This window comes from Anaeromyxobacter dehalogenans 2CP-C, assembly GCF_000013385.1.
Lineage (GTDB): Bacteria > Myxococcota > Myxococcia > Myxococcales > Anaeromyxobacteraceae > Anaeromyxobacter > Anaeromyxobacter dehalogenans_B.
The window spans coordinates 3696191-3719111 of record NC_007760.1; the positions used below are offsets into that span (position 1 = coordinate 3696191).

Consider the following 22921-nt stretch of genomic DNA (forward strand, 5'->3'; position numbering starts at 1 on the left):
AGTTCCTCAGCTCACCAGGACGGGGCCATCCTTGATGGCCGCGACAAGGGACTTCTTCTGCCGTTCGAGCCAGGCATCGACGTCCGCTTCGGTCGTCAGGGTTGAGCGCTCGAGGGTCACCGGTCGCACCTTCGGCTCGAGCAGCTTCGCGGCGTGCTCGAGAGCCTTCTGCACGCGGCCCGAAACCGCGTCCGCCTCTGCGCTCCGCGACGACAGCGACTTCGCGTCGAGCGCCGACGCAAGCGCTTCGTCGCTCGGCACCGACAACGGGGCGGCGGGCGCGAGGCCAACGCTCGCGAGGATCGACGAACGATCCGAGCTAGGGAGCTTCCGCCACAGCGAACTAGCCTCCAGCGAGGCCATGCCCTTGCCGAACTCCGTCTCGTACGCACCGTGGGCCGCGAGCAACGCTTTCCGGAGCGCGTCGGCCAGGCCAGACCGAAGCGGCGCCACCGGATCGGTGGGCTCGAGCAGAAGCCGCTGTGCGCGTACAGCCTCGACCTGCTTGAGCAGGTCCTCCGCGGCAGCGAGCCCGTGTGCGTGCAGTGCGAGCCGCTCGACGAGCGCCCATGTGGGCAACCGCGCATCTACGACCTTCTTGGTGTTCGTCCACTCCGTGATGCGCTTCCCGAAGAGCTGCGCGTTGTCGCGAATGCCCGCGAGCTGGTCGTTGCCGACACGGGCGCGGATGTCCTCGATGTCGATGACCGAGGGAGGCGCGGGCAGCGGCGCGTCACCGCCAGTCGATCGGCCAAGAGCGGCGAGCTGCTCGAGGAAGGCGGGCGCTTTGGCCAGCTCCTCGCCAGCCTTACAGCCCACGCCGAGCGCCTGGAACACCTTCCGGATGGCGAGCTTTTCGGTCACGGAGAGCGTGATCTTCTCGACGCGGAACTCGGCCTTCGAAATCCTGTTCTGGTCGAGCTGCCCCGGCGCAAGCGCCATGCCGTTCAACGTGGCGGAAACGTGCTGCGTGCGATGAAGCGCCAGGAGCGCGGCGTCGATGGCGTCCTGCGGCCAGCCGTACGGGCTCGCGCGAAGCGCCTTGCGAACCTCCACGCCGACCTTGCCGGAGCCGATCGTCGAGAGCACCGCCTTGCAGACGGCGTGTTCTTCCGTCGCGACCGTGTGGCCCACCGGCTGGAGCGGTTGGTCGGCGCCCTCCTTCGCGCGCTTGATGACCGTCTCCCACGCCGCGTGGTCGGCCTCCTTGAACCGCGGGAAGAGCCGTACGAGCGCAGCGTTGATGGCCTCGCGGACGCGATCTTCGAGGGTCGCCTGCAGCAACTCGGAACCACCGCCCTGGAACACCTTTGCATTGGCGACGATCTGCTTGATGAGCTCGTCGCGTTGGCGGATGGCGGCGTTGCGACGGCTCTCCATGCTGTGCTTCGCCTCTTCGCCTTCGCGGGTCGTGGGCGTGCCCTTGGCATCGATCGTTTGCTGGGCGGCCTCGGCATCGACGATCAGCTTCCGCAGCTCATCGGCTGCCTGGCGCGGCAGGAAGATGAACACCGTCGGGCTGTCGGTGCCAGCCGCGCGCGCAGCGTCGAGAAGCTCCTTCTCGCTTGCCGACCAGCCGTCGCGAATCCACAGCGGGACGCTCTCGCCGTTGCCGGCAGGTGGCGTCTGGTCGCGCGAGACGACGACCTGACGCGCCTCCTTGGCGGCGCCCTGCACGACCTTCACCGTGCGGATGACGCGGTCAGCTTCGGCGTAGATCTGCTGATCACGGCGGATCTGGATGTCGGCGTCGTCGTTGGCGAGCTTGCCCTGCCGGCGGCGGAATTCGGCGTCCCACTCGGCGCCTTCCTTCGTCTGCAGGCGGTACTCGTCGCCGACTCTCATCAGCGCACCGCTCGAAGTCAGCTCTTCCAGCACGGTTTCAACCGCACTGCGCAGCTTCCCGTTGTCAGCCAGGAGGTCTTCGACGAGGAGGTCCGCGATGTGCTCCTTAGAGGCCTGCACGCCGAGGTAGCCGGGCTTGTCCTTCTCGGGCAGCTTCGTGATGAGGAAGACGAGCCCGCAGATGCGCCGCGCGAGCTTCCCTCTTTCGGTGCCGTCCTTCGACAGGTTGATGATTCGCTCGTTGAGTTCGCGCAGGAGGACGCCCGTGTTGACCATCTCCGGCGCAAGCGCCTCGAACAGCTCGTCGCCCGGCACGGTGGCCCCAAGGGCACGATCGGAGATCTTTGCGACCGCGTCATGGATGATGCGCAGCTGCGACCGCAGCTGGCTGTGCGTGCCCTCGGCATCAACGGCCCGAAAGCAGTGCTCCCAGAATCGACGGCGCACCGGCAGGAGCGGGTAGTCGTCGACCATGACCTCGCGGTCCTGAGCACTCTCGCCGATGCGCGTGCCCTGGAGCTGGCGCGAGATCTCGCCTCCGTGCTTCTCCAAGACGCCCTTCACCGTCGAGATCGAAGCAGCCTTCTTCTGAAGGAGCACCTTGCGAACGACAGCCTCGACATCCTGGTCGGAGAGCTGCACGCGGATCGTGTATCGATCCATCAGTTTGTGAAGCCTCGGCACCGAGGTGAGCGCGCTCTGGCCCGAGGCGACGACGAGTACGTTGCTGTCGAGCTGCTTCGACAGGGCCTCGGTGACCTCGGTGACCAGCGTCGAGCGGTCGTTCGAATCACCGATGTACTGCTGTACCTCGTCGAGCACGAGAAGCATCAATGGCGTGCGGCCGTCGCGCCCGACGAGCTTCAGCACGCGTTTCACTGCGGTGAGGAACTCTTCGGTCGTGATGTCCGTGTTGCGCGGCGGGAACTGCGCCTTGAGCGTGTTGCGCGCCTCGGCCTCGGTCGACGCGAACCCGGGGTCGCACGCGAGGAGCGCGTTTGCGATGTTCTTGCTGACGTACAGGTTGTTCAGCTCGGACTGCCACTGCTTGCCGGCGCCTTCGATGGCACCCTTCACCTTGTCGAACCAACCTTGATCGTGAAGCCAGAGGCAGAACTGTGCCTGGGGGTACTGGTCGGGCAGGCCGACTCCTCGCAGGAGCACCGCGAGGATGGTCAAGCGGACGTGATCGGTGGTGCCGCTCGGGAGCGCGCCGGCCGCGGCGAGCAGCCCGCCCCCGCGCTTGCCGGCAGTGTCGAGCTCGCGGAGCAGCTCTCGCAGCTCGTCGGGCATCGACGGCACGAGGCTGCGCGCGGTGGCGCCGTCGGGGAACTTGGTGTCCTGCCAGAGATGACAGGCCATCTTCAGCAGGTGCGACTTGCCGCTGCCAAAGAAGCCGCTAACCCATGCGGCCTTCTGGCTCGTCGAGGTCAGGTTCGCAAGGAAGGACTTGAGGATCTTGATGATGCCTTCGGCGTACTGGCCCTCGCACACGAACGTCGACAGCTCGCCGCGAAGCTCGTCGAGGACCTTCTCGTTCGACCTGTCGGCGATTCGAGCCTGGCCCTGGTTGACCAGCGGGTAGGTGGAAGGGTCTCGCTGAAGGACGTCCTTGATCTTCATGCTGCACCCCCGGCGCTGTAGATCGAGATCGGGACCGCCATGTAGTTCCATCCGTCGCGGGCATCGAGCAGCCGGTAGTTGTTCTGCTCGAGCGTGCCCGGGAAGAACACGACGAGGCGACCACGAACGTCGCGCTCGACGCGCTTCAGCACTTCGGACACATACGTGAAGCCGTAGAGGGAGCCCGCGCCCAACACGGCGACTACTGACGCCTCGGACACGTCGTTGCTTGTAAGAACCGCGCGGATCTTCTCGGCTGCGTACTCGGGGAACTCCTCCTTCAGCTTGAGCTGAAGATCCTCGGGCGACTCGAAGTATGCGTCGCGGTACTCGTCGGCTGCGATCCACGAGGCGAACGCGGTGGTGAGGTCTACCTCGTGCCAATCGTGTCCGGCGGCCCTGGTGCGCGTCTCGAACTCGCCCTTTCGCGCACGGAGGGCTCGCTCAAGCTCCTTATCGTATGCAACCATGATCACGCGCTGCGCGCCGGCGACCGTACGCTGCCAGGGCGTCGCGATGTGTTGGCCGTAGAGATCCGCGAGATCTTCGAGTCGCGCCATACGGTCACTGCCTCCCGAGTCCCGGGTCGAGTCGTCCGAGCTCGAACTCTACGACATCACCCGCCGTGCGTAGGTCGATGAGCCCTAACCGCTTCGCCTCTATTGCGAGCGCGCGGGCTGAGGACGCCGTGCAGTCGAGCGCCGCGATCCAGCCATTCGTGAGCAGATCTTCGCCGTGGAAGCCGGCTGCATTGCCGAGCCAGATCGCAAAAGCGACGGCTGTCGGCGGCGCGCTCACGCGCTGTCGATGCTTGAACGTGCGGCCGGTGAGGTGGCCTGCCTGCGTCCACGAGCTGGAGACGTTGCGCACCACCTTGTCGAGCGTGTCGTCGTTCATGCGCTCGCCGACGACTCTCCGGAGGGCCTCGCGGATCGGCGCTCGCTGGATCTCGATATCTGGCGGTTGTGAGAGCACAGGCGCGGCGGAGGCCATGAAGAGCGGATCGCGCGCGAGGGCGGCGAGCATGGCGAGGAGCGGGCGAGCATTGGGGTCGAGGCTCCAGAGCCCCCGTAAGACGCGGAACAGGGCCACGAACGGGTCCAGCGCGTAGAGTTCGCCGAGGCGCTGGCTCGACAGCCGGCGCGTCGAGGCCGTGGGTTTCTCGAGGCAGTTGCCGTCGATGATCGCCGCCGAGTAGGCCGCGCGGTCGGCGATGGCCGGAGCGGCCGCCAGGACGGCTTCCAGTTCAGCGAGCATGAGCGTCCGGCTCGAGTGGGTCCCCTTGTCGCCGAAACGGAAGCCCAGCTTCGCCGCTCCTGCGGGCGGCCCCCCAGGCGGAAAGAATTCGATGGAAGCGATCTCTGCGAGGGACATGAGACACCCCGCCGGCAGACTTGCCGGCAGCTCACCCTGGCAGAGCCTGTTTCCCTCGTCAACAACCGTGTAGTCTCCGCCGGCAAGTTTGCCGGCGGATCGAAAGGGTCGCTATCGCCACCGCCATAAGGCGGATAACTGACCGGGAACTCATTCCTTTTCCGCGGTACCGCGGCGCCGTAGAGCCGGGGAGGAGCAGCCACTCGACCTCGGCTACTTGCTCATCGCTCCCGCACGACCAGCGGCAAGTTGATGGGGTTCACCGGCGACGCGATCGCCCTCACCGATGACAAGGTCGCCGTAAGGCTCACCGCCTCGCAAGCCTGACTCGTCGGGTTCACCCTCGACTGGATCGCGACCCCCACCCTCCCGACGTCCAGCACGTACGGCCCCTTGCACGTGCCGAGGACGCCGGCGCCGCGCTGGCAGAGCGGCCCCTGCAGCGGGACCGGCTCCGGCCCCGTGTTCACCCAGGCCGTCCCCGTGCAGTTGGTCGTCTCGAAGTAGAACGTCGAGCCCTGCGGGAACGGATAGCTGATCGCGCCGCTGCCGGCGTCGATGGGCCAGATGACCCCGTCGCGGAAGAAGCTGACGGTCCCCGTCGCCTGGTCGTAGCCGACGAGCGGACCAAGCACGTTCGGCGGCGCGCCGCCGGGAGGCGAGTCGACGACCACGAGCGCCGGACCGGCCGGCCCAGTTGGCCCGGTCGCTCCGATCGATCCTTGCGGCCCAGTCGGCCCCTGCTGCCCCTCGGGGCCACGCGGCCCAGGATCACCCTTCGGCCCCTGGGTGCAGGCCGCGACGGCGGCGGCGAACAGCACTGGGATGAGCTGACGCGTGATGGTCATGATCAGTGCGCGATCGAACGCTGGACGTCGATGCTGTTCGCCTGGACGGACGCCTCGCCGAACGTTCCCGACGCATCCCCGACCAACCCCAGGGAGGAGACGGACAACGAGCCCGCCAGGTTGTCCGCGGCCGACGCGAGGTAGCGGACGTGCCGATAGGCCCACCAGTGCCGGTAGCTGCTCGTGACGGTGATGGGCACGCCGCAGACCATGCATCCGAGCGAGTAGTACCCGCAATACGCGCAGCTCTGGATGATCGTGATCGTCTGATACGTACACGACAGGTGTGCTGGGTCCGTGTCCATCCAGTGATCCCACTGCCACGTTTCGAACCGTGCCACGGGTGACGACGGGTTCAGTGCGCCGAAAGCGAGCGGGATCGTACGACCTGCGGTGACTGCCGCCGGCCGCGTGACGTACACGTGGAGGCGTCCTGGCGCCATGGCGGTCGCGGCCGGCACGACCGCGATCGACCCCGCCGTGGACGCCGGCGTCGAGTCCCACGGTCCGCCGGGGATGAACGCGTGGACCTCCAGCGGAGCGCTCCCCTGTGCGGCACCGTTGAGATCGAACGGCGCCGCCGACCAGGGACTCGTCGAACCCGCGATGCCCGGCTTCGTGTCGCAGTTGTACTGGGTCGTCGAGCCGGGGAAGTGGACGGGGTACTTCGAGTCCTGGTCCGCCGCCGTGCTTCCGCACGGGAAAGTGGTGAAGCCCGTGCACGTCGCGGCCCAGTCCGTGGTCCCGCCGAACGTGAAGCCGTCCGCCGTGTAGGCGATGCCCGGCATCTGCCGCATCTCTCCTTTCCACGTCTCCGTCATGGTCCATGTGGCGTTCGTTAGGGACGTATCGATCGCCACGGGCACGGGCCAAGGGTTCGTGACGACGTACCTGGCGAGCCGGACCTGCTTGTCAGGAAGGAACTGCTGGGCGCTCGCGTCGAACAGCGCCGCGTACGCCGCGGCGCCCGCCGCGTACATGAACGTGCTGCTCGGATCGCCGGCCAGTGCGTAGTTGGGATCCTCGACGATGGCCACTGCGGGCCCGAGCGCGTGGAACGTCAACGTTCCGCCGTCGATCCCTGAGGTAATGTTTCCGGCGGCATCACGGAGCGACAGGGTCACGGCGACCGAAGCAGGCCCGGTGACTGCCGCGAGATCGGGAATCGATTCGGTCGAGATAGGCAGGTCGAAGTAGAGGAAGCCCGCTGTCGCGGTTGGGCTGGCGAGGAGCGCGCCCGTTCGGGCTGGGAAGGCGCATCCGGAGCAGCCGACCTGCACCGAGAAGCTCGCGTCGACGATCGGGGACTGGATGGCAGAATCGTGCGGAACGGCGAACCGCAGGACGGGGATGTTCCGCGCGTTCGTGCCCTCGAGCTCCGCGACGTCCACGGGGCCGCCCGCCGACAGGGTAGACGCCATTTTTAAGATCTCGCCGTTCGCCGGGATCGCCTGCTTCGCACCGACGAGTGGGCGCGCCGGGAGCGCGGCCGTCCCGTCCGCGTTCGCAGCGATCGTGACGCCTCGCTCCGGCGCGTAGGACGCGAACGACGCATCGTACATGGCGGTCGGGGGCGAGGTGTCGAGGAGGATATCGAGCGTGTACTGGTACGGCTCCGTGGAGCCGAGCGCCGAGTTCGCCGCCTGCGCCGTGTCCTCGCCCCAGATCGTGAGTGGGTTGTGACCGGGGACGAGGTCGACGGCTAGGATCCAGGTTCCACCGTCTCCCGCCGTCGCCGTGAACTTCTTCGTCCCACTCTGCGCGAAGACGCCCTTCACGCCTGTGGCGTCGGTCGCATTCACGGTCAGCGTCAGCGTGGTCTGGTTCGTGTACTGCGTCGGTGCCGCCGCGAAGGTCAGAACCGGTGGCGTCCGGTCCACCGGGTCGAACACGCCCGCGGCAGGCGGGCCACCGAACAAGTCGGACGCGTCCGTCGTGAGCGCGTCGTACACCTTTGCGCTCACGAGGTCCGCTTGGCCGATCCCGCTCCGGTTAGCCCCAGTGTTTCGGATCCAGGCATCGAGTGCCAGCGCGATCGGCACACGGAGGAATTGCTCATCGAGCGCGACGGGCGGGTTGCCCGGTGTCGCGAGCAACAAGCCTCCGACGCCACGGCCATCGAAACGGCCGTCCGCGTCGAGGTCGTCCTGCAGGAGCTGCGCGATCGTCACGGCGGTGATGGCGTTCGAGCTCGCTCCGTACCCCGCGCGCGCTGCGACATCTCGAGCGAGCTGGTTAAGGGCAATGTCGAGCAGCGCGGCGTAGGCGGAGTCCACGAGCGTCTGCGGCCCGGCCGCGAGCGGCGCGGGCACCGTGGTGCGGAGCGCGGACGGGCTCCACGCGGCCGCGTCCTTCGTCACGTGCGCCACGAACAGCGGGTCTCGCGCGCCCAGCGCGGCGGTGATCGTGCTGGGCGTCCGCTGCGCCGGGTGCCGCCCTCGAGCCCACGCGAGCGCCGCGCGATCCGCGAGCGTCGTGAGGAGCGTCACAGGAACGACCGGGGCGCCCTTCGAGAACCGCGTCACGTAGGAAGAGAGGGAGAAGGTAGCCGGGATCTGGATGACCACCGCAGAAGACCCACTTTCCGCCGCGACGGTCGGGTCCGCGTAGAAAAGCGCCGGCCCGCTGGCCACGATCTGGACCGGCCCGGAGTAGCTCCGCGAGGCGAGCGTGATCGTGGCCGCGCCCGTCGAATCGGTCGGGCCAGCCGAACCGAGCACGCCGCCCCCGCCGACGGTCTCGTCCTTCAGGCCCGTCACGTCCGAGATCGCGTACACCGTCACGACCGCCCCCGCGATGGGGGCGCCCGCGCTGACGCGCACCTCGATCCGCTCGGGAAGCGGGCTCGTGGTGACCTGCGTTCCGCCACCACAGGCAGTGAAGCCGCCGATCGCGACGACGGCGTTGAACGCCACGAAGAAGCTTCGAGACCTCGAAGTCATGGCCCCCTCCTTCGCGGTTGCCCGCGGAAGCCCGCTCGCCCGGTCTGCGCCCTTCCTGCTCACCGGATGCTCGCACCCTTTTGCGCGGAGTGCGGCTCCCCGAGCAGGTCGTGCCGGATGAGGTCTTTGAGCGCGCGGAGCGCCTCGACCGGGGCGGGTGGCAGAGACACCTGGCACCCGCCGCGCGCGTTGTGCTCCGCGATCGCGCGGCGGGTCGTGTTCAGCGCCTCGGCGAGCGCGTTGTACCCCTCGCGGAGCTGACGAGCCTTGGCGCCATCGAGGCGCGCGGAGGGGTTTCTGCGCTGTTCTGCCGCTGCGACGGCGCGCCCGTCGCGAATGAACCCGGCGAGCACGCCGGCGGCCTCGTCGAACGAGAGGACCCGGACGCGGAACGAGCTCGTCCCCTGCGCGCCGAGCCAGTCCTTCGTCGCCTTCTCGACGCGCCGCTTCCGCTCCGACGAGTGGACCAGGAACACGAGGACCGGGAAGAGCCCGTCCGGAAACGCGCGCGCGTAGTACGTCGCCGCGCCCGCGCCCGCCATCGCCGTGAAAAAGTACGCGTAGCGCTGCAGCTTGTTGAGCACGGCGCCGTGGGACCCCGGGTTCGCGGTCGCGATGCTGTGCGCTCCGGTTTCCGCCTCGAGGAAGAGGCGACGCTGGTGGCCGGTCACCTCGAGGATGGCGTCCGGCTTCAGCACGGCCGGGGCCGTCGCGCCGGTGTGCCGGTGGAACATCTCGAACTCGAGCACGCCGTCGTCCTCGCACAGCCAGCGGAACGGCAGCTCCGAGACCGGCGCCACCGGAGACCGGCGGAGCGCGACGGCGAGCTCGACGAGGACGTCGTTCAGGAGGAGCGTGTGCTCGAGGAACTGGTGGCCCACGTCCTTCTGCGCCGGCGGCCGCAGGTACGGGACGCTCTCCTCGGCGATGGCTCGCCCCGCCGGAGCGAGCGCCCAGACCGGCACCGCCGTCCCCTCGGCGCGCCTGAACTCGAGGCGGCGAAGGTACGCGCCATCGCCGGGCCGGCTCCCGGCGGCGCAGAGCTTCGCGAGGCGCCGGTAGACGAGCTTCCGGTTCGGGCTCTCGACGACGAGCCGGTGGACGTGCTCGGCGGACACGTAGCGGGCCACGCCCACGTACGCGAGCAACGCGCGATCGCGCTCGGTGAGGATGGTCCCTCTCACCTGGGCCACGACTCGCCTCCGGCCGGTCGCCCGCGGCCGCGCGCCAGCTCGGCGCGGAGGGCGATGATGTAAAGCTCCAGGCGGCGGGCGATGCGCTGCTCGAAGAGCGCTCGCGGGAGTCCCGCAGGCGCGGCGGCCACGAACGGCCGCAGATCCCGCACGATGAGGAGCTTCTGCTCGACCGAGATCGCCTTCGTCGGCGCCTTCGCGGTCCGAGAGGCGATGGCGCGCTCGAGGAGCCACTCCGTGAGCGGGACCGCGGCGTCGATCGCGGCCTCCAGCGCCCGGAGCCCGTGCGACCGCAGGAACGAGTCCGGGTCGGCGGCGGCCGCCCCGGGCAGGCGCGCGATCCGCGTCGAGAGGCCCGCCTTGAGGAGCGCAGGGGCGACCTGCGCCGGGGCTTCGAGCCCGGGAGCGTCGGTGTCGAAGAGGAGCACCAGCTCCTCGGCGCCCGACCGTTGGACAAGCGAGAGCTGGTGTTCCGTCACCGCGGTACCGCCCGCGGCGACCGTCTCCTGCCGCCCGGCCTGGGCGAGCGCGATCGCGTCTAGGTAGCCCTCGACCACGATGGCGCGCCGGGTGCTCCGGATGGCGGCTGCGGCCTCCGCGAGGCCGAACACCAGGTGGCCCTTCCTGAAGAGCGGCGTCTCCGGGCCGTTCAGGTACTTCGGAGCCTGCGCCCCGTCGCCCGTCGCGGGAATGATGCGGCCCGCGAACCCGACGGCGCGCCGCCGGCCGTCGAGGAACGGGAACATGACCCGGCCCCGGAACCGATCGTGCGCGAGCGGCCCCTTCGACGTGCTCTCCCGGAGGAGCCCCGCGCGCAGCAGATCGTCCTCGGGGATACCCTGCGCGACCAGCGCGGAGTGGAGGTCGTGCCACTCCCGCGCCGCGTAGCCGAGTCGGAACCGCTTCGCGGTGGGCTCGTCCACCCCTCGCGACGCGAGATACTTCCGCGCCGGCTCACCCTCCGGACCCCACAGGCGGCCCGTCCAGTGCGCCAGGGCAGCCTCGCAGGCCCGCTCGATCGCGCCCGTGGTCGGTGCGGCCACGCCGCGCCGCGCGCCGTCCTCGACGGCGACTCCCGCCTCGGCGGCGAGCTCGCGGACGACGGTCTTGAAGTCCTTCCCCTCGAACCGCTGCAGGAACTCGAACGCGTCACCCCGCGCGCCGCACCCGAAGCACTTGAAGCGCCTCGAGTCCGGGTACACGCGGAAGCTCGGCGTCTTGTCCGCGTGGAACGGGCAGCTCGCCGAGAACGAGCTCCCCGTCTTCCGGAGCTCGAGCCTGCGCCCGATGACTTCGACCGGATCGATGCGCGCGCGCAGCTCCTCGATGACGGCACCCGGGATCATGACTGCGCTCCCGCGCTGCCGACGGTAGTGCCCCGCGGCGGCGGAACGAGGTCGGGCTCGCGGCAGTACCACCGCCTCGGGAACCGGAGCACCCCGTCCGCCGCCGCCACGATCACGCGCCCGGTCCGGTGGCCACCGCGGATCTCGTGGTCCTCCAGCGTCACGAGGACCCCGCGCGAACGATCGAGGTACGTACCTCCGACCTTCAGGATCCTCCGCTTCGACTCCGTCTGCTTTCTCACCGCGCTCATGCCGACCTCCGATCCTCCTCGCGCGCGCCGTGCGCGGCGCGCCCGATGAACCGCTCGTACAGGTGGAGCCCGGCGACCGTCGCCTCCGGGCGGGACACCAGCGGGTAGTCCGCCCGGAGCGGCGGGAGCTGCCCGTAGCAGACCGGGTGGAGCGTCGAGTCCGTGTAGAGGAAGCCCTGCCCGCAGCTGGCGAGGTTCTTGATGCGGTTCGGGTGGAGCTTGTAGGACTCGACGAGCCGCGTGGACGCCTCGCGCGTCGCGAGCGAGGTGAAGAGCGGGCCCGCCTCGACGCGGACCGTCTTCACGACCTCCTGGTGCGTCCCGATGCTCTTCGCGACCATCTCGCAGAGCGCCGGGTTGTCCTGGTTCAGCACGTCCTTGATGCGCGTGTTGTCCCAGACCGAGTTCGCGAACTCGCGGCTCACGAGCTCGAGGTCGGCGAGCGACTGGTGGGCGACCGTGAACTGGAGGTTCGCGTCGCGGAGCTGGTTCAGCGAGTCGACGAAGGAGAGGTCGGCGAAGCGGCCGAACTCGTCCACCACGACGCTGAACGGTCGCTGGTTCCGGGTCGCCCGGAACACCTGCCGCAGGCTCCCCTCCTGCTGAACGTCCATCAGGAAGACCTTCCCGAGCGACGGCGCCTGGATCTTGAAGAGGTTCGAGGGGAGCTGGACGTACACGATGAGGTTCTGCTCGAGGACGTCGCGCATCACGATGTCGGGCGCGTAGGCGTTTACGAGCGGCGCCTGGAACTTGTCGACCGCGCCGACGAGGCCCGAGAGCGCCTTGTGGATCTCGTGCCCGAGCCGGTCGATCTGCGAGACGACCTCGCGCGCGGCCTCCTGGTCGCGCGAGCGCGCGAGGCAGTGGTCGAGGGCGCCGCGCCAGGCAGGGTTCTTGTTCCCGACGCCCTTCAGGCAGACCGCGAGGTCGCGCATCGTGAAGGGCTGGCCGAAGCCGCGCGCGTCCACCATCCCGTGCAGCAGCCGGCACAGGTTCGTGAACATGATCTGCGCCTGCGTGTTGTAGTAGCGGTTGTCGCCGAGTGGCAGGACGGAGAAGACCCGCTCCGCCACCGCGACCGGATCGCCGCCGTCGCTCTCCGGCGTGCACGGCTCGACCCAGACCATGTTGTACGTGTGGCTCGGCAGCGCCGGCTGGTTCCACGCCGGCAGCGCGAAGACGCGGAGGTCGGCCTCGCGCCCGGCGACCTGGGCGATGCCCTTAATCGTGGCGACCTCCTCGTCGCTCCCCTTCCCCGAGACAACGACACAGCCCTTCCCGTCGAGCACGTCCTGCAGGACCTGCGGCCAGAGGACGCTCTCGGTCTTGCCCGAGCCCGTCTTCCCGAGGACGTGACGGTGCGTCGTGCGCTGGCGCTCGGAGAGGTAGACGGGCTTCCAGCGCCAGCCCAGCGCGGTCCGGCGCGGAGAGAGGCCGACGAAGGTGTGGCCAGCCGGCCGGCGCTGGATCTCCGCGAGGACGTCCACGGCGCGAGCGGGGAACCGTTGGTCGTCGGCGCGGAAGTGCGTGCCGGCGATGCGTGCGATCACGTGGTTCCGCCAGACGAGGAGGCCGGTCCGGTACGCAAGCAGGACCCCGGCCACCCCCGCAACGCCCAGGACCAGCGCGGTGAGCTCGTGCGCGAGCACCCAGGAGCGGAGCGGCAACCATCGACCCGCCGCCTCGGCTAGTAGCTCGCGCACGAATGGCACCGGGACCTCGACGCCGTCGCGCTGCCAGCGAAGCGCCAGTTCCGCGCCCACTGCGAGCGTGATGACCGCGACCGCCACGCGTGCGGGGAACGAGACGGAGGGAGCATCGGCCTGCTGCATCGAGACCCCGGTCGAGTGGATACGGTCGCATAGCTTCTATGTCTCTTACGGTTGTATGTCAATTGGCAGCGCGCACACCTGACCCCAAGAGGTGCTGCCCGCGCGAGCGTGTCGCGGTGCCGTCCTGCTGCCGTCGAGCGCGGAGGGGAACGCGGGTGGCGTCGAGCCAGCTCCGGGAGCGGTTACCTCAACTTGCGCGCCGCGCTGCGCGGCTACCGCCGGAGAATGCTCGCCATCTTCTTTCCCTTGGCGAGCTCATCGATAAGCTTGTCGAGGTACCGGATCTTCTGCATCAGCGGGTCAGCGACGTCTTCCACGCGTACGCCGCACACCACGCCGGTGATGAGCCCCACCTTCGGGTTCATCCGGGGCGCCTCGGCGAAGAAGGTCACGAAGTCGACCTCGGCGTCGATGGCGCGCTGAAGCTGCTCACCGCTGTAGCCCGTGAGCCACGTGATGATCTCGTCGACCTCTTCCTGCGTCCGCCCCTTCTTCGCTGCCTTCTGCACGTAGAGCGGGTACACGCTCGCGAAGGACATCGTGAAAACCCGCGGCTTCTTGTCCATGGTCACCGGCCGTTTCACCGAGATACGGCTACGACCAACGGCTCCACGAAACGAAGAAGGCGCGCCTTCAACTCCTCGACTGTCTGTTTCTCCATCCCCAGCACCGCGGACCTGGCCGCGCGTACGTCCACGACCTTCACCTTCTGGCCCTTCTTGCTGCCCGACGCGATCTCGAGGCGCGTTTGGATTCCCAGAGAAGCTACGGCCCTGGCCACCGCAGCGCGGGTCGCGTCCAGGTTGGCCTCGTCGTGCGGGGTGAACCTAACCAAGAACTCGCCCTGGCTCTCGGGAGAGATGAGGACTTGCCAGACCGGCGAGGTCTTGTGGTTCAGCAGGTAGACCTGGATCTTGGCGCCGTTCTGCACGGACCAACCCATGCGCGCCGAGCTGGTCCGGACACGATCCCAGAGCTTGGCGAAGTCGAGCATGGCGCGCTCGGCGTCACCCTCTGGGCGAAGGGTCAGTTCGCCGACGTTGGGATCGGGCGGCGTGTAGCCGAGCCACTCGAACCCCTCGCGCAGCCAGTCGACCAGGAGGTGCTGGCCGGGGCCCAGGAGCGGGAAGAAGTCGGACCAGAGAAAATGCTCCTTCTCCGCCGGCCTCACGTACTTCCGGTTGGAAAGCACCGCCCCGCCGGGCGGCAACCAGGCCCTGCGAACGTACACGACGCCGTCGATCGGGAGGTCGAGGTAGCGCTCGAGCTGACCACGGTCGTCCTCCGCGCCCAAGGTCTCGGGGGCTTCGAGCTTGTGCTCGCAGGCGATCCGCCGCCCACCTTCGAGGTGAAGCAGCAGATCGGGCCGGCAACCAGTTCCGGCAAATTCGGGCTGGGTCTCGACGCGCTCGATGACTGGCGTGGGCCAAGACAGGTTGTTGGCATACCTGCGCAGCACGAGATCAGCGTAGGCCGCCCTGAATGATGGCGCGTGCGCCAGCGCCGCGGCGAAGAACTCCGTGAGGTGGTCCTCACGGGACTCGGTGAGACTTCGAGTCGACCAGAACAGGTTCACTACGCCTCCGGAGCGCCAATGAAATGCTCATCCGGAAGGAGCATCATCTCGCGGCGAAGAACGCGATACGCCAGCGGGATGGCATCCATCCGAGTCCTTTTACAGATCCGCCAGTTCCTCCTCCAGTTCCAGCACGTCCTTCACGGTCCTCCACGACACGTAGTGCCCGTGCGACAACGCGTTTCGCAGGAGCATCAGCCGAGTCTCCGGCGACTCGCGGCCGCCCAGCTCCGGCGCCGCCCTGAGCACCTCACCGAGGGAGGCGAAACACCAAGCGTCGTGCGGGGTCGCCGGGCAGCCAGCGGGGTAGTACGTGCACTCCCGCAGGCTACCCTGCTTGAAGCGTTGAAGAAGCCCGGGAGCATCGCTCAGTCGTCCTTCGAGCTCGCCGTGCTTTCGCCATAGCGATGCCACCAAGGTGGACTCCAAGTCGAAGCAGCGACGCAACGCCTCGTTCGCCAGAGGACCGTTCACCATCGCCGCACGGAGGACGTGGCGGGCAGCATGGCCGGGCTCGGCGTGCAGAAGCGCACGCGCAAGCCAGGGCGCTGGCCGGGACCGCCTCTCTCCCACGGGTCGCCAGAGCAGCCCGGCGTTCCTCAGCGAGGCGTCGAGCCCCGCGGCCGAACTGGAGCTGGCGGCCGGCTCTCCGAGCAGGTGCGTCGCCATGGAGCGGAGAGCATCGGCTTCGACCCCGGTGATGCGGGCTGAAGCCCAGTCATTGAGCGCTGCTTCGAGGTGAGCGTCTCCAAAGAGCCCGACTCCTCCGACGACATCGTCTAGCTCCTGCGCAATCCCCAGGTCTCCGGCCGCCTCCCAGGCGAGGCGGGACGCCACGTAGGCGCGCCAAAGGCGCTCGGAGCCGCGCACGGCCTCCTGAAGCACGCCGTCGGCAAGGCAGCCGACGCTGAAGTCACGCGACTCCGAGACCGGCTCGCCGGCGTGCAGGACCACGACGCAAGCCGTGGGCCGCTCGCCGACCTTGGCGCAGTTCTCGAGGAACTCCTGAGCCTCGTCTCGGATAGTGGGCCCCTCCGTTCCAGCTCGCACCACCACGAGCCAGTACGCGGAACTGAGCATCCGGCCGGCCGCCCTGAATCGCTCGGTCTGGGTACGGGACACGGGCGTCTCGAGCGCCTCCAGGAGCATCGACTCGAAAGCCCCGCCAGCCTCGAGGAACTCGAACCTCAGGCGACTGGCATCCGGCTCGTGGGCACGCGCCTCGCGCTGCACCCCCTCGACCACGAGCCGCTCACACCCTCCCGCTGGAAGCCGCACCAGGGCGACGCGCGTGCCGCCCTCGTCCCAGGGGCGCGACGCCATCCAGAACGACAGAAGGTGCGCCTCGCGGAAGCGCCAGCTGCCGGAGAATCCGGCCAGCGTAACTGGGACGTTCATCGGTCAGGGCAGCATGGCCCGTGCGAGGCGGTACATGCGATCGTCCTTCGGCGGTACCGAGAGGCGGCGGAGTGGATCCTCGTCAATGTCGGCTCCGCCTGTCGGAGCGAGGCCGAGGGCGACCAACACCGCGACGGACACGCGGTCGCCCCGACTCGTAGGGTCAACCGCCGGCACGTTCAGTGAGGGTCTGTAGAGATCGTCCCAAAGCTCGGTGAGATCTTCACTGGGCCTCTGGGACCGGTACTCGGTAGTCACGCCGACATGGGCGAGCATGCGGAGGATCTCTCGCTCGCGGGGGGATAGCGCGATGGCCGCATCCGCGCCGGCCAGAGCAGCGGCCAGGCGCGGCTCTGCTTCAGTCGTAGCGCTGATCGCCGCCTCGAGTTTGTCGCGGCCGATCTCGATCCCGCCATCGGAAGTCCCGAGGAGGTGCCGTTCCAGTTCCGCAAGGAGAAGCGGAATTCCACTGGTCGCGTGCTGAATCCGATCGCGCCAGTCCAGCTGCTCGAAACCGAGTGCGCGGACCTTGCCGAACCACCAGTCCAGCGTCGGCCCTCCCAGCCGACCGAGCCCGACGATCTCGAACATCTCGTCGCTCTCGAGCTGGCGGGTGTATGCCCACCGCAGGGCATCGGCTCCCCCCAGGAAGAGCGGCGCCGGCTTCTCCCTGGCTCGCTTCGCCGCGATGCGCTGGATGGCGTCCGGCGGCGCGCCCATCACGGCCACGCGTTCCCGCCCCAGCCCGCGATCCGCCTTGGTCGGTGTATGGCAGGCATCGGGAGGAATGCCGAGCCGGTCGGCGAAGCCCCCACTGCGATGCGCCACGGCAGCAGGCCAGTGCGATCCGACCACGGCCGCTTCGATCCGTACGTGCCTATCCGGCGGCCGGCAGGCTGCGTCCCGAAGCAGGTCGAGTACTCGTGGCGTCACCAGCGCCCTCGGTGCTTCGGCCGCGACGCCGGCACCACGCCGACGGAGTGCCGCGATGTCGGCGCGGATTGCGCCTTCCGGGTCCTCGGGCAGCAGGATCGCGAGGTGATGAGGGAACCGGAGGTGGCACGCGGGCTGACCATCCGGACCGCGCCTGATGAGCACCAGCTCCCGCGCAGCGAAGTCCTTGAGGAACCGCTGAACTTCCAGCACCTGCGCCTCGGGGGCAGCGTGAAGCCACGCCAGGTCGCGATCGATGGCTCGCAACCGCTCGGTCACCAGCTGGTCGGCCTCGGCAAGGCCGTCCCCGGGAGCATGCTGCGCGAACTCCCCTAGCAGCGCGCTGAAGACCACACGAGCGCGCGGACTATCCTGGAAGTTGTTCCGGACGACGACCCGGATCTCCTCCCTCACCGGCTCTTCGTTGAATACTGCCGCGACGTCGGCTGCGGTCACCACCACATGGTCCCGCTGACTCGGTCCGTATCGGCCCTCGAGGTGCTTGAGGAGGAGCTCGCCAAAGCGCAAGAGCACCACAGGCTGGCATCCGCACCGGTGTGCGATGGTCGTGGCCTGGGCCGATGCATCGATTCCCATGCGGGCGAGAGGTCCAGCGATGAGCCTGGCACCCTCATCCAGCGTCAAGGGCTTCAGCCGCAGCACGTCGCCCCAGTTGGCCCAGGCTCCCTCGGCGGTGCTGGTGGCCCGGTACCCCGCGAAGACGAACCGGATGCGGGGAAGCATGGCCGCGTCGCGAAAGCTCTCTAGCTGGGTTCGCATCCGGAAGCTAAGGCAAGCCTCCCGCTCCCGATCGTACGCTTCGAGCTGTGCCTCCACGAACTTGTCGGCCTCGTCGAAGACGACGAGTAGGCTCTCGGCGGGGCGCTCGTCGACGAAGCGCTTCGCGAGCTGGACCAGTGCGTCGCCTGGGTTTCCTTCCAGTTTCAGGCCATCGACCTTGAATCCGAGCCGTTCCGCGAGCTGTTCAGCGAACCGATCGACCACGTCCAGATCGGACTCCGCCCCCACGGCCGGGACGAACAGCACGCGCAGGGTGTTCCCGGAGGGCAGCTTCAGCCCATCGCGCGTGTCGTGCACATAGCGAAGCAACGCGCTCTTGCCGAGCTTACGGCCCGAGAAGAGACGAGAGAAGGCGGGAGTCTGGGTGAGCTGTTCCGCCTCGACCCTGCGTCCGACGTACATCTCCATCTGCACGTGCTGGCCGTCGTGCATCGCAAAGGGCGTGAAGTGGGTCGACCATGCCTGCTGCTCGAGGATGACCTCCAGCAGTGCCACCAATCCGCTCGGCCGGCGTCCCCCCAGATTCAGGATGCGGCAGAGGTCCAGGTCATCGATGATGGCCGCCGCCAGGCCCCTGCGACGGAACTCCTTGAGCGCTGCCTGCCTGCCGGCTTCCGACACCAACGGTGCCAGCACCGCGTAGAGGTTCTCCTTCCCCAGCTTGTCGACCACGCCAGCGGTGGCGTGCTCGAAGTTAGGTTGCTTGGGGTTGGTGGGAGCGACGAGGACGCAGAGATTCGAGAACCTCCCGAGCTGCGGAAGGTAGGTGGGGTTGTACGGCTTGAGGAGCTTGCGCAACTCGATCGTCGGGATGACGTGTTCCTTCGCCTGATTCCACCGCTTCTCCGCACCCTCGATCACCTGCTCCACGAACTTGGTGCGGAGCTGGCGGTCAGGTCCCACCACGACCCCTGTGACCCCCCGCCGCCACGTCTCACACAGCTCTCCCGGCTCAGCCGAGATCGCCGCGAGTGGGTTGGCGTACCGGCTCCGGGCTTCCCTCCTCCAGGCGGTCTCGCGAAGCGCCAACTCCGTGGTCGATTCTCGGGACCCCTCCAGCAGAAGGTGCATCGCATCGCCCAGACGCCCCTCCGCCAGCGCCTGCTCGACTGTGCCCTTCTGCTCTGCTCTTGCCCGCGAGCTCAAGTACTCGAGGAGCTCCGTCTTGGAGTGGTCGGCGAACGCGCGGACCTCCCGGAGCCATGCCTGGCACAGGACAGGATCGAACTCACGGGCCGGCTGCGCAGCCAGCGCTTGGGCCTCCTGGAGCACGCCGCGGACTTGCTCCCGGCTGCGCGATGCAAGCTCGTCGAGCAAGCTCCACGTCTTCTTGAGCGCGTCGATCTCCTCGAAGAGCGCCACCTCATCGTCGAGGCGCGCCGTCTTCGGGACCATCGCGCCGGCGTTCGGACCAAGGCGCGACAGCAACCATCGACGGTTGGGCACCGCGAGCAGTCGAAGGAGCTGCCTGGCCGGCGGCAATCCTTCTGCGGTCGGTGGCTCCGCCGGCGACAGGAGGATGGCGGCGGCGCGCACGGGGTCCGAGACTTCGTCCAGACTAGCCACGACAGCATCGAGCGGTGAGTTCTGCTCTAGCGTTACGCCATCCACGGCCGAGAGCAGATCGGGGCGATCCAGGAGCAGACGGAGGGAGAGGCCCGAGGCCGATTCGATCGGCTCTCCACGCATCAGCGCGACGAGTGCCAACCGGCAGAGTTCCTCGTCGGGCGTTTCGAGCGGCCGCGCCGTCAGCTTGCGCAGAGCTTCCACCGGAATCGCATCGTGCCCGTTGCCGTGCCCCTGTCGCTGGAGCGACTCGGCAGCCTCGTTGACTCCCATTGCCAGGTCAGCGATGCGGCGCGCTGCCCTGTCCATCTTGCTGCGATCGTCCCAACGAGCGCCGGCGGCGTCCGCGATCTCCTCGTGCATTCGCACGAGTGCCCCTATGCTACGACGCATCTCCACCGGATCCCACTGGGCACGTCCACCTTTCGACACGGGGAACAAGGCGCGCAGGGTCGGCTCGGCCTGTTCGATGAAGCGAGTCCAGGCGTCGCGGCAGTGCTTGCGCGGGAGCTTGGCGCCCGCGGCATTCCAGTGCGCAACCACTTCTCGGTGGAACTCAGCGCGGAGTTCGTCGAGACGAGCCGGCGAGTGAGCTGCGGCAGCCGCGTCGGAGGCGAGAGCGGCCTTCATTCGTGGCACCGGATCGAGCCCCATGCTCCCCAACCTGAAGAGCGCCAGGAGCGCGTTGCGGAGCGCCGAATCTCCGAAGGCCGCGGCATCGACCAGTTCCCTGGCCCGCTCCAACGTGATGGGCGTCTCTCGCGACGGCCGCACCGCCTCCAGGAAGAGCTCCATTCGCCGCCACGGCCCGCCGTCGGGGAGCACTTCCCGGAGGGACGAGGAACGGTCCGGATAGGACCCCGATGTCGGCGAGTTCGGCGCCGCCAGGAGCTCTGAAAGTGCCCTAACAGCTGGCGCTGCGCTCCGAGGCACTGCCCCCAACTCGCCCAGGGCTTGCGCGAAGATGGCGAGCTCGGCCAGCCGAAGCGGAACCATCGCCGCGCCGGCCCCCTCACGGAGCTCGTCGACGAACTCGGCATTTCTCCAGGGAACTTGCTCGCAGCGCCCGTTCGGCGAGATCCACGAGCTGGCCGCGAACTCCGAGTAGCTTCGCAGATGGGCCGGCAACTCGGGCGCCAGTGGCGGGAGCGCCCGGTAAGCCGTAGCGGAGCCGTCCGGTCCGGCTTCGCTATTTGGAGCCGGCTCGGGCTCCGCTTTGGAGAGCACCTGCTCCGCGACCGCGTCCAGGTGCTTCTCGACCACCTGGATGGGAGGTTGCTCGCAGGGCTTCTGCAGCGCTGCCGAAGCTGCTTCCGCCTGAGCCGACGTCTGATCTGGCGGCAGTTCCTCCTGCTGCGGGTCTTCCGGCGCGACCTCAGAAGGATCGTTCGCTTCCGGTTTCGCCACCGGCGCAAGGCTAGCGCTAGGTGCGGCCGCCTCAGGTTCCCGCTCGACTGGAACCGCCGCGGGGGAGGGGTCTATCGAGGTCGACTCGCCCGCTTCCTTTCGAAATGCGGCGATCGCGTCCACCGCTTCGCGCACGGCGCGCTCAGCCGCTTCTAGAGGTGCGGCCTGCCTGCGCCGCTCCGCCATGTTCGACGGCGGCCGGGTGAGTGGCTCAGCATCGGCCAGGATCGTGGCGAGTCGCCTGATCGCGCAGGCCGCGTCGCCCTTGGCACGCCACGGAGTGGCGGAAGCCTTCCAACCCGCTATTGCCCCTTCAACTTCGAAGAAGGCCGCCACGGATGCAGGTACCGCGTCCAGCGCGCCCAAAGCGTCCGCCAGCGCAGAGTCGGCAGCAGCGGCCTTTGCCGCGATCTCGGACTCCCGCATCCTTTCGCCGCGCATCACCTCGAGTGCTGCGACGAATTCGTCCAGCGTCGCCCATTCCGCGGCATCGCACCCGAGATTCCGTGCCTCATCGATGGTGCGGCGCCAGAGCGGAGCGAGCTTGTCGTCGGGCGTGGCCCGAATCGGCGTTGGCGGAGGAAGCGACCCAAGCACACTCAGATCGGCGTACCGCCCCCCAACCGCGCAGACGAGCAGCGTGGCCTCGCGCTGGGTGAGCGCGGTTCCATTCGCACAGAGATCTGCGACCAGCTGCTCGACCACCCCGGGCTCCCACTCGCCTACCGGCTTCGTGAGCGCGCGCGGTTCCTGTTGGATTCCTACGGCCTCGACCAGCCGGAGGGCTTGTTCGGTTTCCTCAACGTGGAGCCCCATCCACGCCGCGGTGACAGCGACGGCGAGGCGAAGGTGGAACTGGTCGGTGCAGGCCGACGCAACGAGAGGCACCACCTTCTGGATGGGGGCAGCGTGCGGCTTTCGGAAACCGTCGATGGCGATCGCCGCATCGATCGCTTCGTTGAGCTTCCTCTGGATTTCGATAGGAAGGTCGCGGCGTTGTCGTACCGTGACCTCGACCAGCGCCTTGAACTCAGGAGGCGGAATGCTCTTGAGAATGTCAACGACGGTTCGGCTCATCCCCCGTCCCCCCGAGCCCGGCATCTTCGCCAGATGTCTACGCCGCTCCCGCGTATGAGGGAACATCTTAGGTCAACGTCGGACACGGCGGACCGCAGAGTGCGGCGTCGCGTGTCCCGTCGGCGGGTGACTCGCCGCTCCGGTGAAGGATCACCTCGGTTCTCCAGCTGCCTTCAGTGGGTTCGCTTATGGAATGACGCGCGTGATCGTGCTCGCCCGCGGGCGAGGGGGCGCACCTGACACCTTCGGCAGCACGCCTCAGAGGACGTACCAGCCGTACCCTATCGTCACGGGCACGAGCAGCCCGAGCCGGTTCACCCCGCCGACCACGAACTGGAGCCGGGGCATGACCGAGACGGTCCAGTGGTCCGTGAACTGCCACTCGATCCCTGCAACCGGGGCGAGCACGAGGGAATCCGTCGCGCGGTCCCGGAGGCCGAGCCCGAAGCTGTGCTCGTTCCCGGGAACGGAGACATCGATCAGGTCGCGCCGCGTGTAGCTCACGTGCGCCCAGCCGACCTCGGCGCCCAGGTGCAGTCGCCAGACGTAGCCGTGAACGAAGCGGACGCCGGCGAGCGCACCGTATCGCTGAGTCCGCTCTGAGAGCGTCCCCCGCACCGTCCCGGTGGCACTTCCCATCTCCACGCCCGAGTGGAAGTAGTCCGCAGGCGCCTCCCAGAACCCACTGGCAGCGAGCTCGAAGCTGTTCGCGATCCCGTACCGGATCCCCGCCGTAGCGCCGGCTCCGGTTCCGAGCGTGCTCGATCCGGTTCCCTGCGATGGCGAGGCAGCGACGGCTGAGACCGCGGGGCCGAGCTCGAGCGTGAGCGCACTGCGGTCGGCCGCGGCCAGCGTGGGCGCGAGACCGAGTGCAGCGGCGACGATGACGGCCCGAATGCCCAACCT

The 22921-nt window shown here is 68.4% G+C and carries 14 protein-coding genes; all 14 read right to left on the reverse strand.

Annotation, left to right across the window (positions count from 1 at the left end; genetic code table 11):
- Positions 1-6: 6 nt before the first annotated feature.
- The 14 genes from brxC to ADEH_RS16750 all read right to left on the reverse strand — a co-directional run bounded on the left by brxC (position 7) and on the right by ADEH_RS16750 (position 22918).
- Positions 7-3468, reverse strand: coding sequence for a BREX system P-loop protein BrxC (gene brxC, locus ADEH_RS16690; RefSeq protein ID WP_011422284.1), 3462 nt, complete (start codon positions 3466-3468; stop codon positions 7-9).
- Positions 3465-4028, reverse strand: a complete 564-nt coding sequence (locus ADEH_RS16695; RefSeq protein ID WP_011422285.1) for a BREX protein BrxB domain-containing protein — start codon at positions 4026-4028, stop codon at positions 3465-3467. Before ADEH_RS16695 ends, brxC begins: the two co-directional genes overlap by 4 nt.
- A gap of 4 nt (positions 4029-4032) precedes the next feature.
- A complete protein-coding gene (locus tag ADEH_RS16700) occupies positions 4033-4842 on the reverse strand; it encodes a hypothetical protein (RefSeq protein ID WP_011422286.1) in 810 nt (269 codons plus the stop codon).
- A 221-nt stretch (positions 4843-5063) separates the two neighbouring features.
- Positions 5064-5477: a hypothetical protein gene (locus ADEH_RS16705; RefSeq protein WP_157061377.1), complete on the reverse strand. Its 414-nt coding sequence runs from the start codon at positions 5475-5477 to the stop codon at positions 5064-5066.
- A gap of 215 nt (positions 5478-5692) precedes the next feature.
- The gene (locus ADEH_RS16710; RefSeq protein ID WP_157061378.1) at positions 5693-8605 is read right to left on the reverse strand and encodes a hypothetical protein; all 2913 of its coding nucleotides are present in this window, start codon (positions 8603-8605) and stop codon (positions 5693-5695) included.
- 86 nt (positions 8606-8691) lie between these two features.
- The gene (locus ADEH_RS16715; RefSeq protein WP_011422289.1) at positions 8692-9825 is read right to left on the reverse strand and encodes a replication-relaxation family protein; all 1134 of its coding nucleotides are present in this window, start codon (positions 9823-9825) and stop codon (positions 8692-8694) included.
- Positions 9813-11171 (reverse strand): DNA primase, encoded by a 1359-nt coding sequence (dnaG, locus tag ADEH_RS16720; protein WP_011422290.1) that lies wholly within the window; start codon positions 11169-11171, stop codon positions 9813-9815. Before dnaG ends, ADEH_RS16715 begins: the two co-directional genes overlap by 13 nt.
- Complete coding sequence (locus ADEH_RS23325; protein WP_011422291.1) at positions 11168-11422, reverse strand: hypothetical protein; 255 nt, start codon at positions 11420-11422, stop codon at positions 11168-11170. The genes dnaG and ADEH_RS23325 overlap by 4 nt, the downstream gene beginning before the upstream one ends.
- Positions 11419-13257, reverse strand: a complete 1839-nt coding sequence (locus ADEH_RS16725; protein WP_011422292.1) for a type IV secretory system conjugative DNA transfer family protein — start codon at positions 13255-13257, stop codon at positions 11419-11421. The genes ADEH_RS23325 and ADEH_RS16725 overlap by 4 nt, the downstream gene beginning before the upstream one ends.
- A gap of 212 nt (positions 13258-13469) precedes the next feature.
- Positions 13470-13823, reverse strand: coding sequence for a DUF2200 domain-containing protein (locus tag ADEH_RS16730; protein ID WP_041453939.1), 354 nt, complete (start codon positions 13821-13823; stop codon positions 13470-13472).
- Between the two features lie 14 nt (positions 13824-13837).
- Positions 13838-14833: a hypothetical protein gene (locus tag ADEH_RS16735; RefSeq protein ID WP_011422294.1), complete on the reverse strand. Its 996-nt coding sequence runs from the start codon at positions 14831-14833 to the stop codon at positions 13838-13840.
- A 99-nt stretch (positions 14834-14932) separates the two neighbouring features.
- Positions 14933-16231, reverse strand: a complete 1299-nt coding sequence (locus ADEH_RS16740) for a hypothetical protein (protein WP_041453628.1) — start codon at positions 16229-16231, stop codon at positions 14933-14935.
- Between the two features lie 3 nt (positions 16232-16234).
- Positions 16235-22015 carry a hypothetical protein gene (locus ADEH_RS16745; protein WP_011422296.1) on the reverse strand — a complete coding sequence of 1927 codons (5781 nt, stop codon included), beginning with the start codon at positions 22013-22015 and terminating at the stop codon, positions 16235-16237.
- A 258-nt stretch (positions 22016-22273) separates the two neighbouring features.
- A complete protein-coding gene (locus ADEH_RS16750) occupies positions 22274-22918 on the reverse strand; it encodes an outer membrane beta-barrel protein (protein WP_011422297.1) in 645 nt (214 codons plus the stop codon).
- Positions 22919-22921: the final 3 nt, after the last annotated feature.

Bases quoted from the DNA above. Each gene is read 5' to 3' on its own strand.
- ADEH_RS16740 (WP_041453628.1), bottom strand. From the start codon at position 16,231: ATGAACGTCCCAGTTACGCTGGCCGGATTCTCCGGCAGCTGGCGCTTC.
- brxC (WP_011422284.1), bottom strand. From the start codon at position 3,468: ATGAAGATCAAGGACGTCCTTCAGCGAGACCCTTCCACCTACCCGCTG.
- ADEH_RS23325 (WP_011422291.1), bottom strand. From the start codon at position 11,422: ATGAGCGCGGTGAGAAAGCAGACGGAGTCGAAGCGGAGGATCCTGAAG.
- ADEH_RS16700 (WP_011422286.1), bottom strand. From the start codon at position 4,842: ATGTCCCTCGCAGAGATCGCTTCCATCGAATTCTTTCCGCCTGGGGGG.
- ADEH_RS16725 (WP_011422292.1), bottom strand. From the start codon at position 13,257: ATGCAGCAGGCCGATGCTCCCTCCGTCTCGTTCCCCGCACGCGTGGCG.
- ADEH_RS16695 (WP_011422285.1), bottom strand. From the start codon at position 4,028: ATGGCGCGACTCGAAGATCTCGCGGATCTCTACGGCCAACACATCGCG.
- ADEH_RS16745 (WP_011422296.1), bottom strand. From the start codon at position 22,015: ATGAGCCGAACCGTCGTTGACATTCTCAAGAGCATTCCGCCTCCTGAG.
- ADEH_RS16730 (WP_041453939.1), bottom strand. From the start codon at position 13,823: ATGGACAAGAAGCCGCGGGTTTTCACGATGTCCTTCGCGAGCGTGTAC.
- dnaG (WP_011422290.1), bottom strand. From the start codon at position 11,171: ATGATCCCGGGTGCCGTCATCGAGGAGCTGCGCGCGCGCATCGATCCG.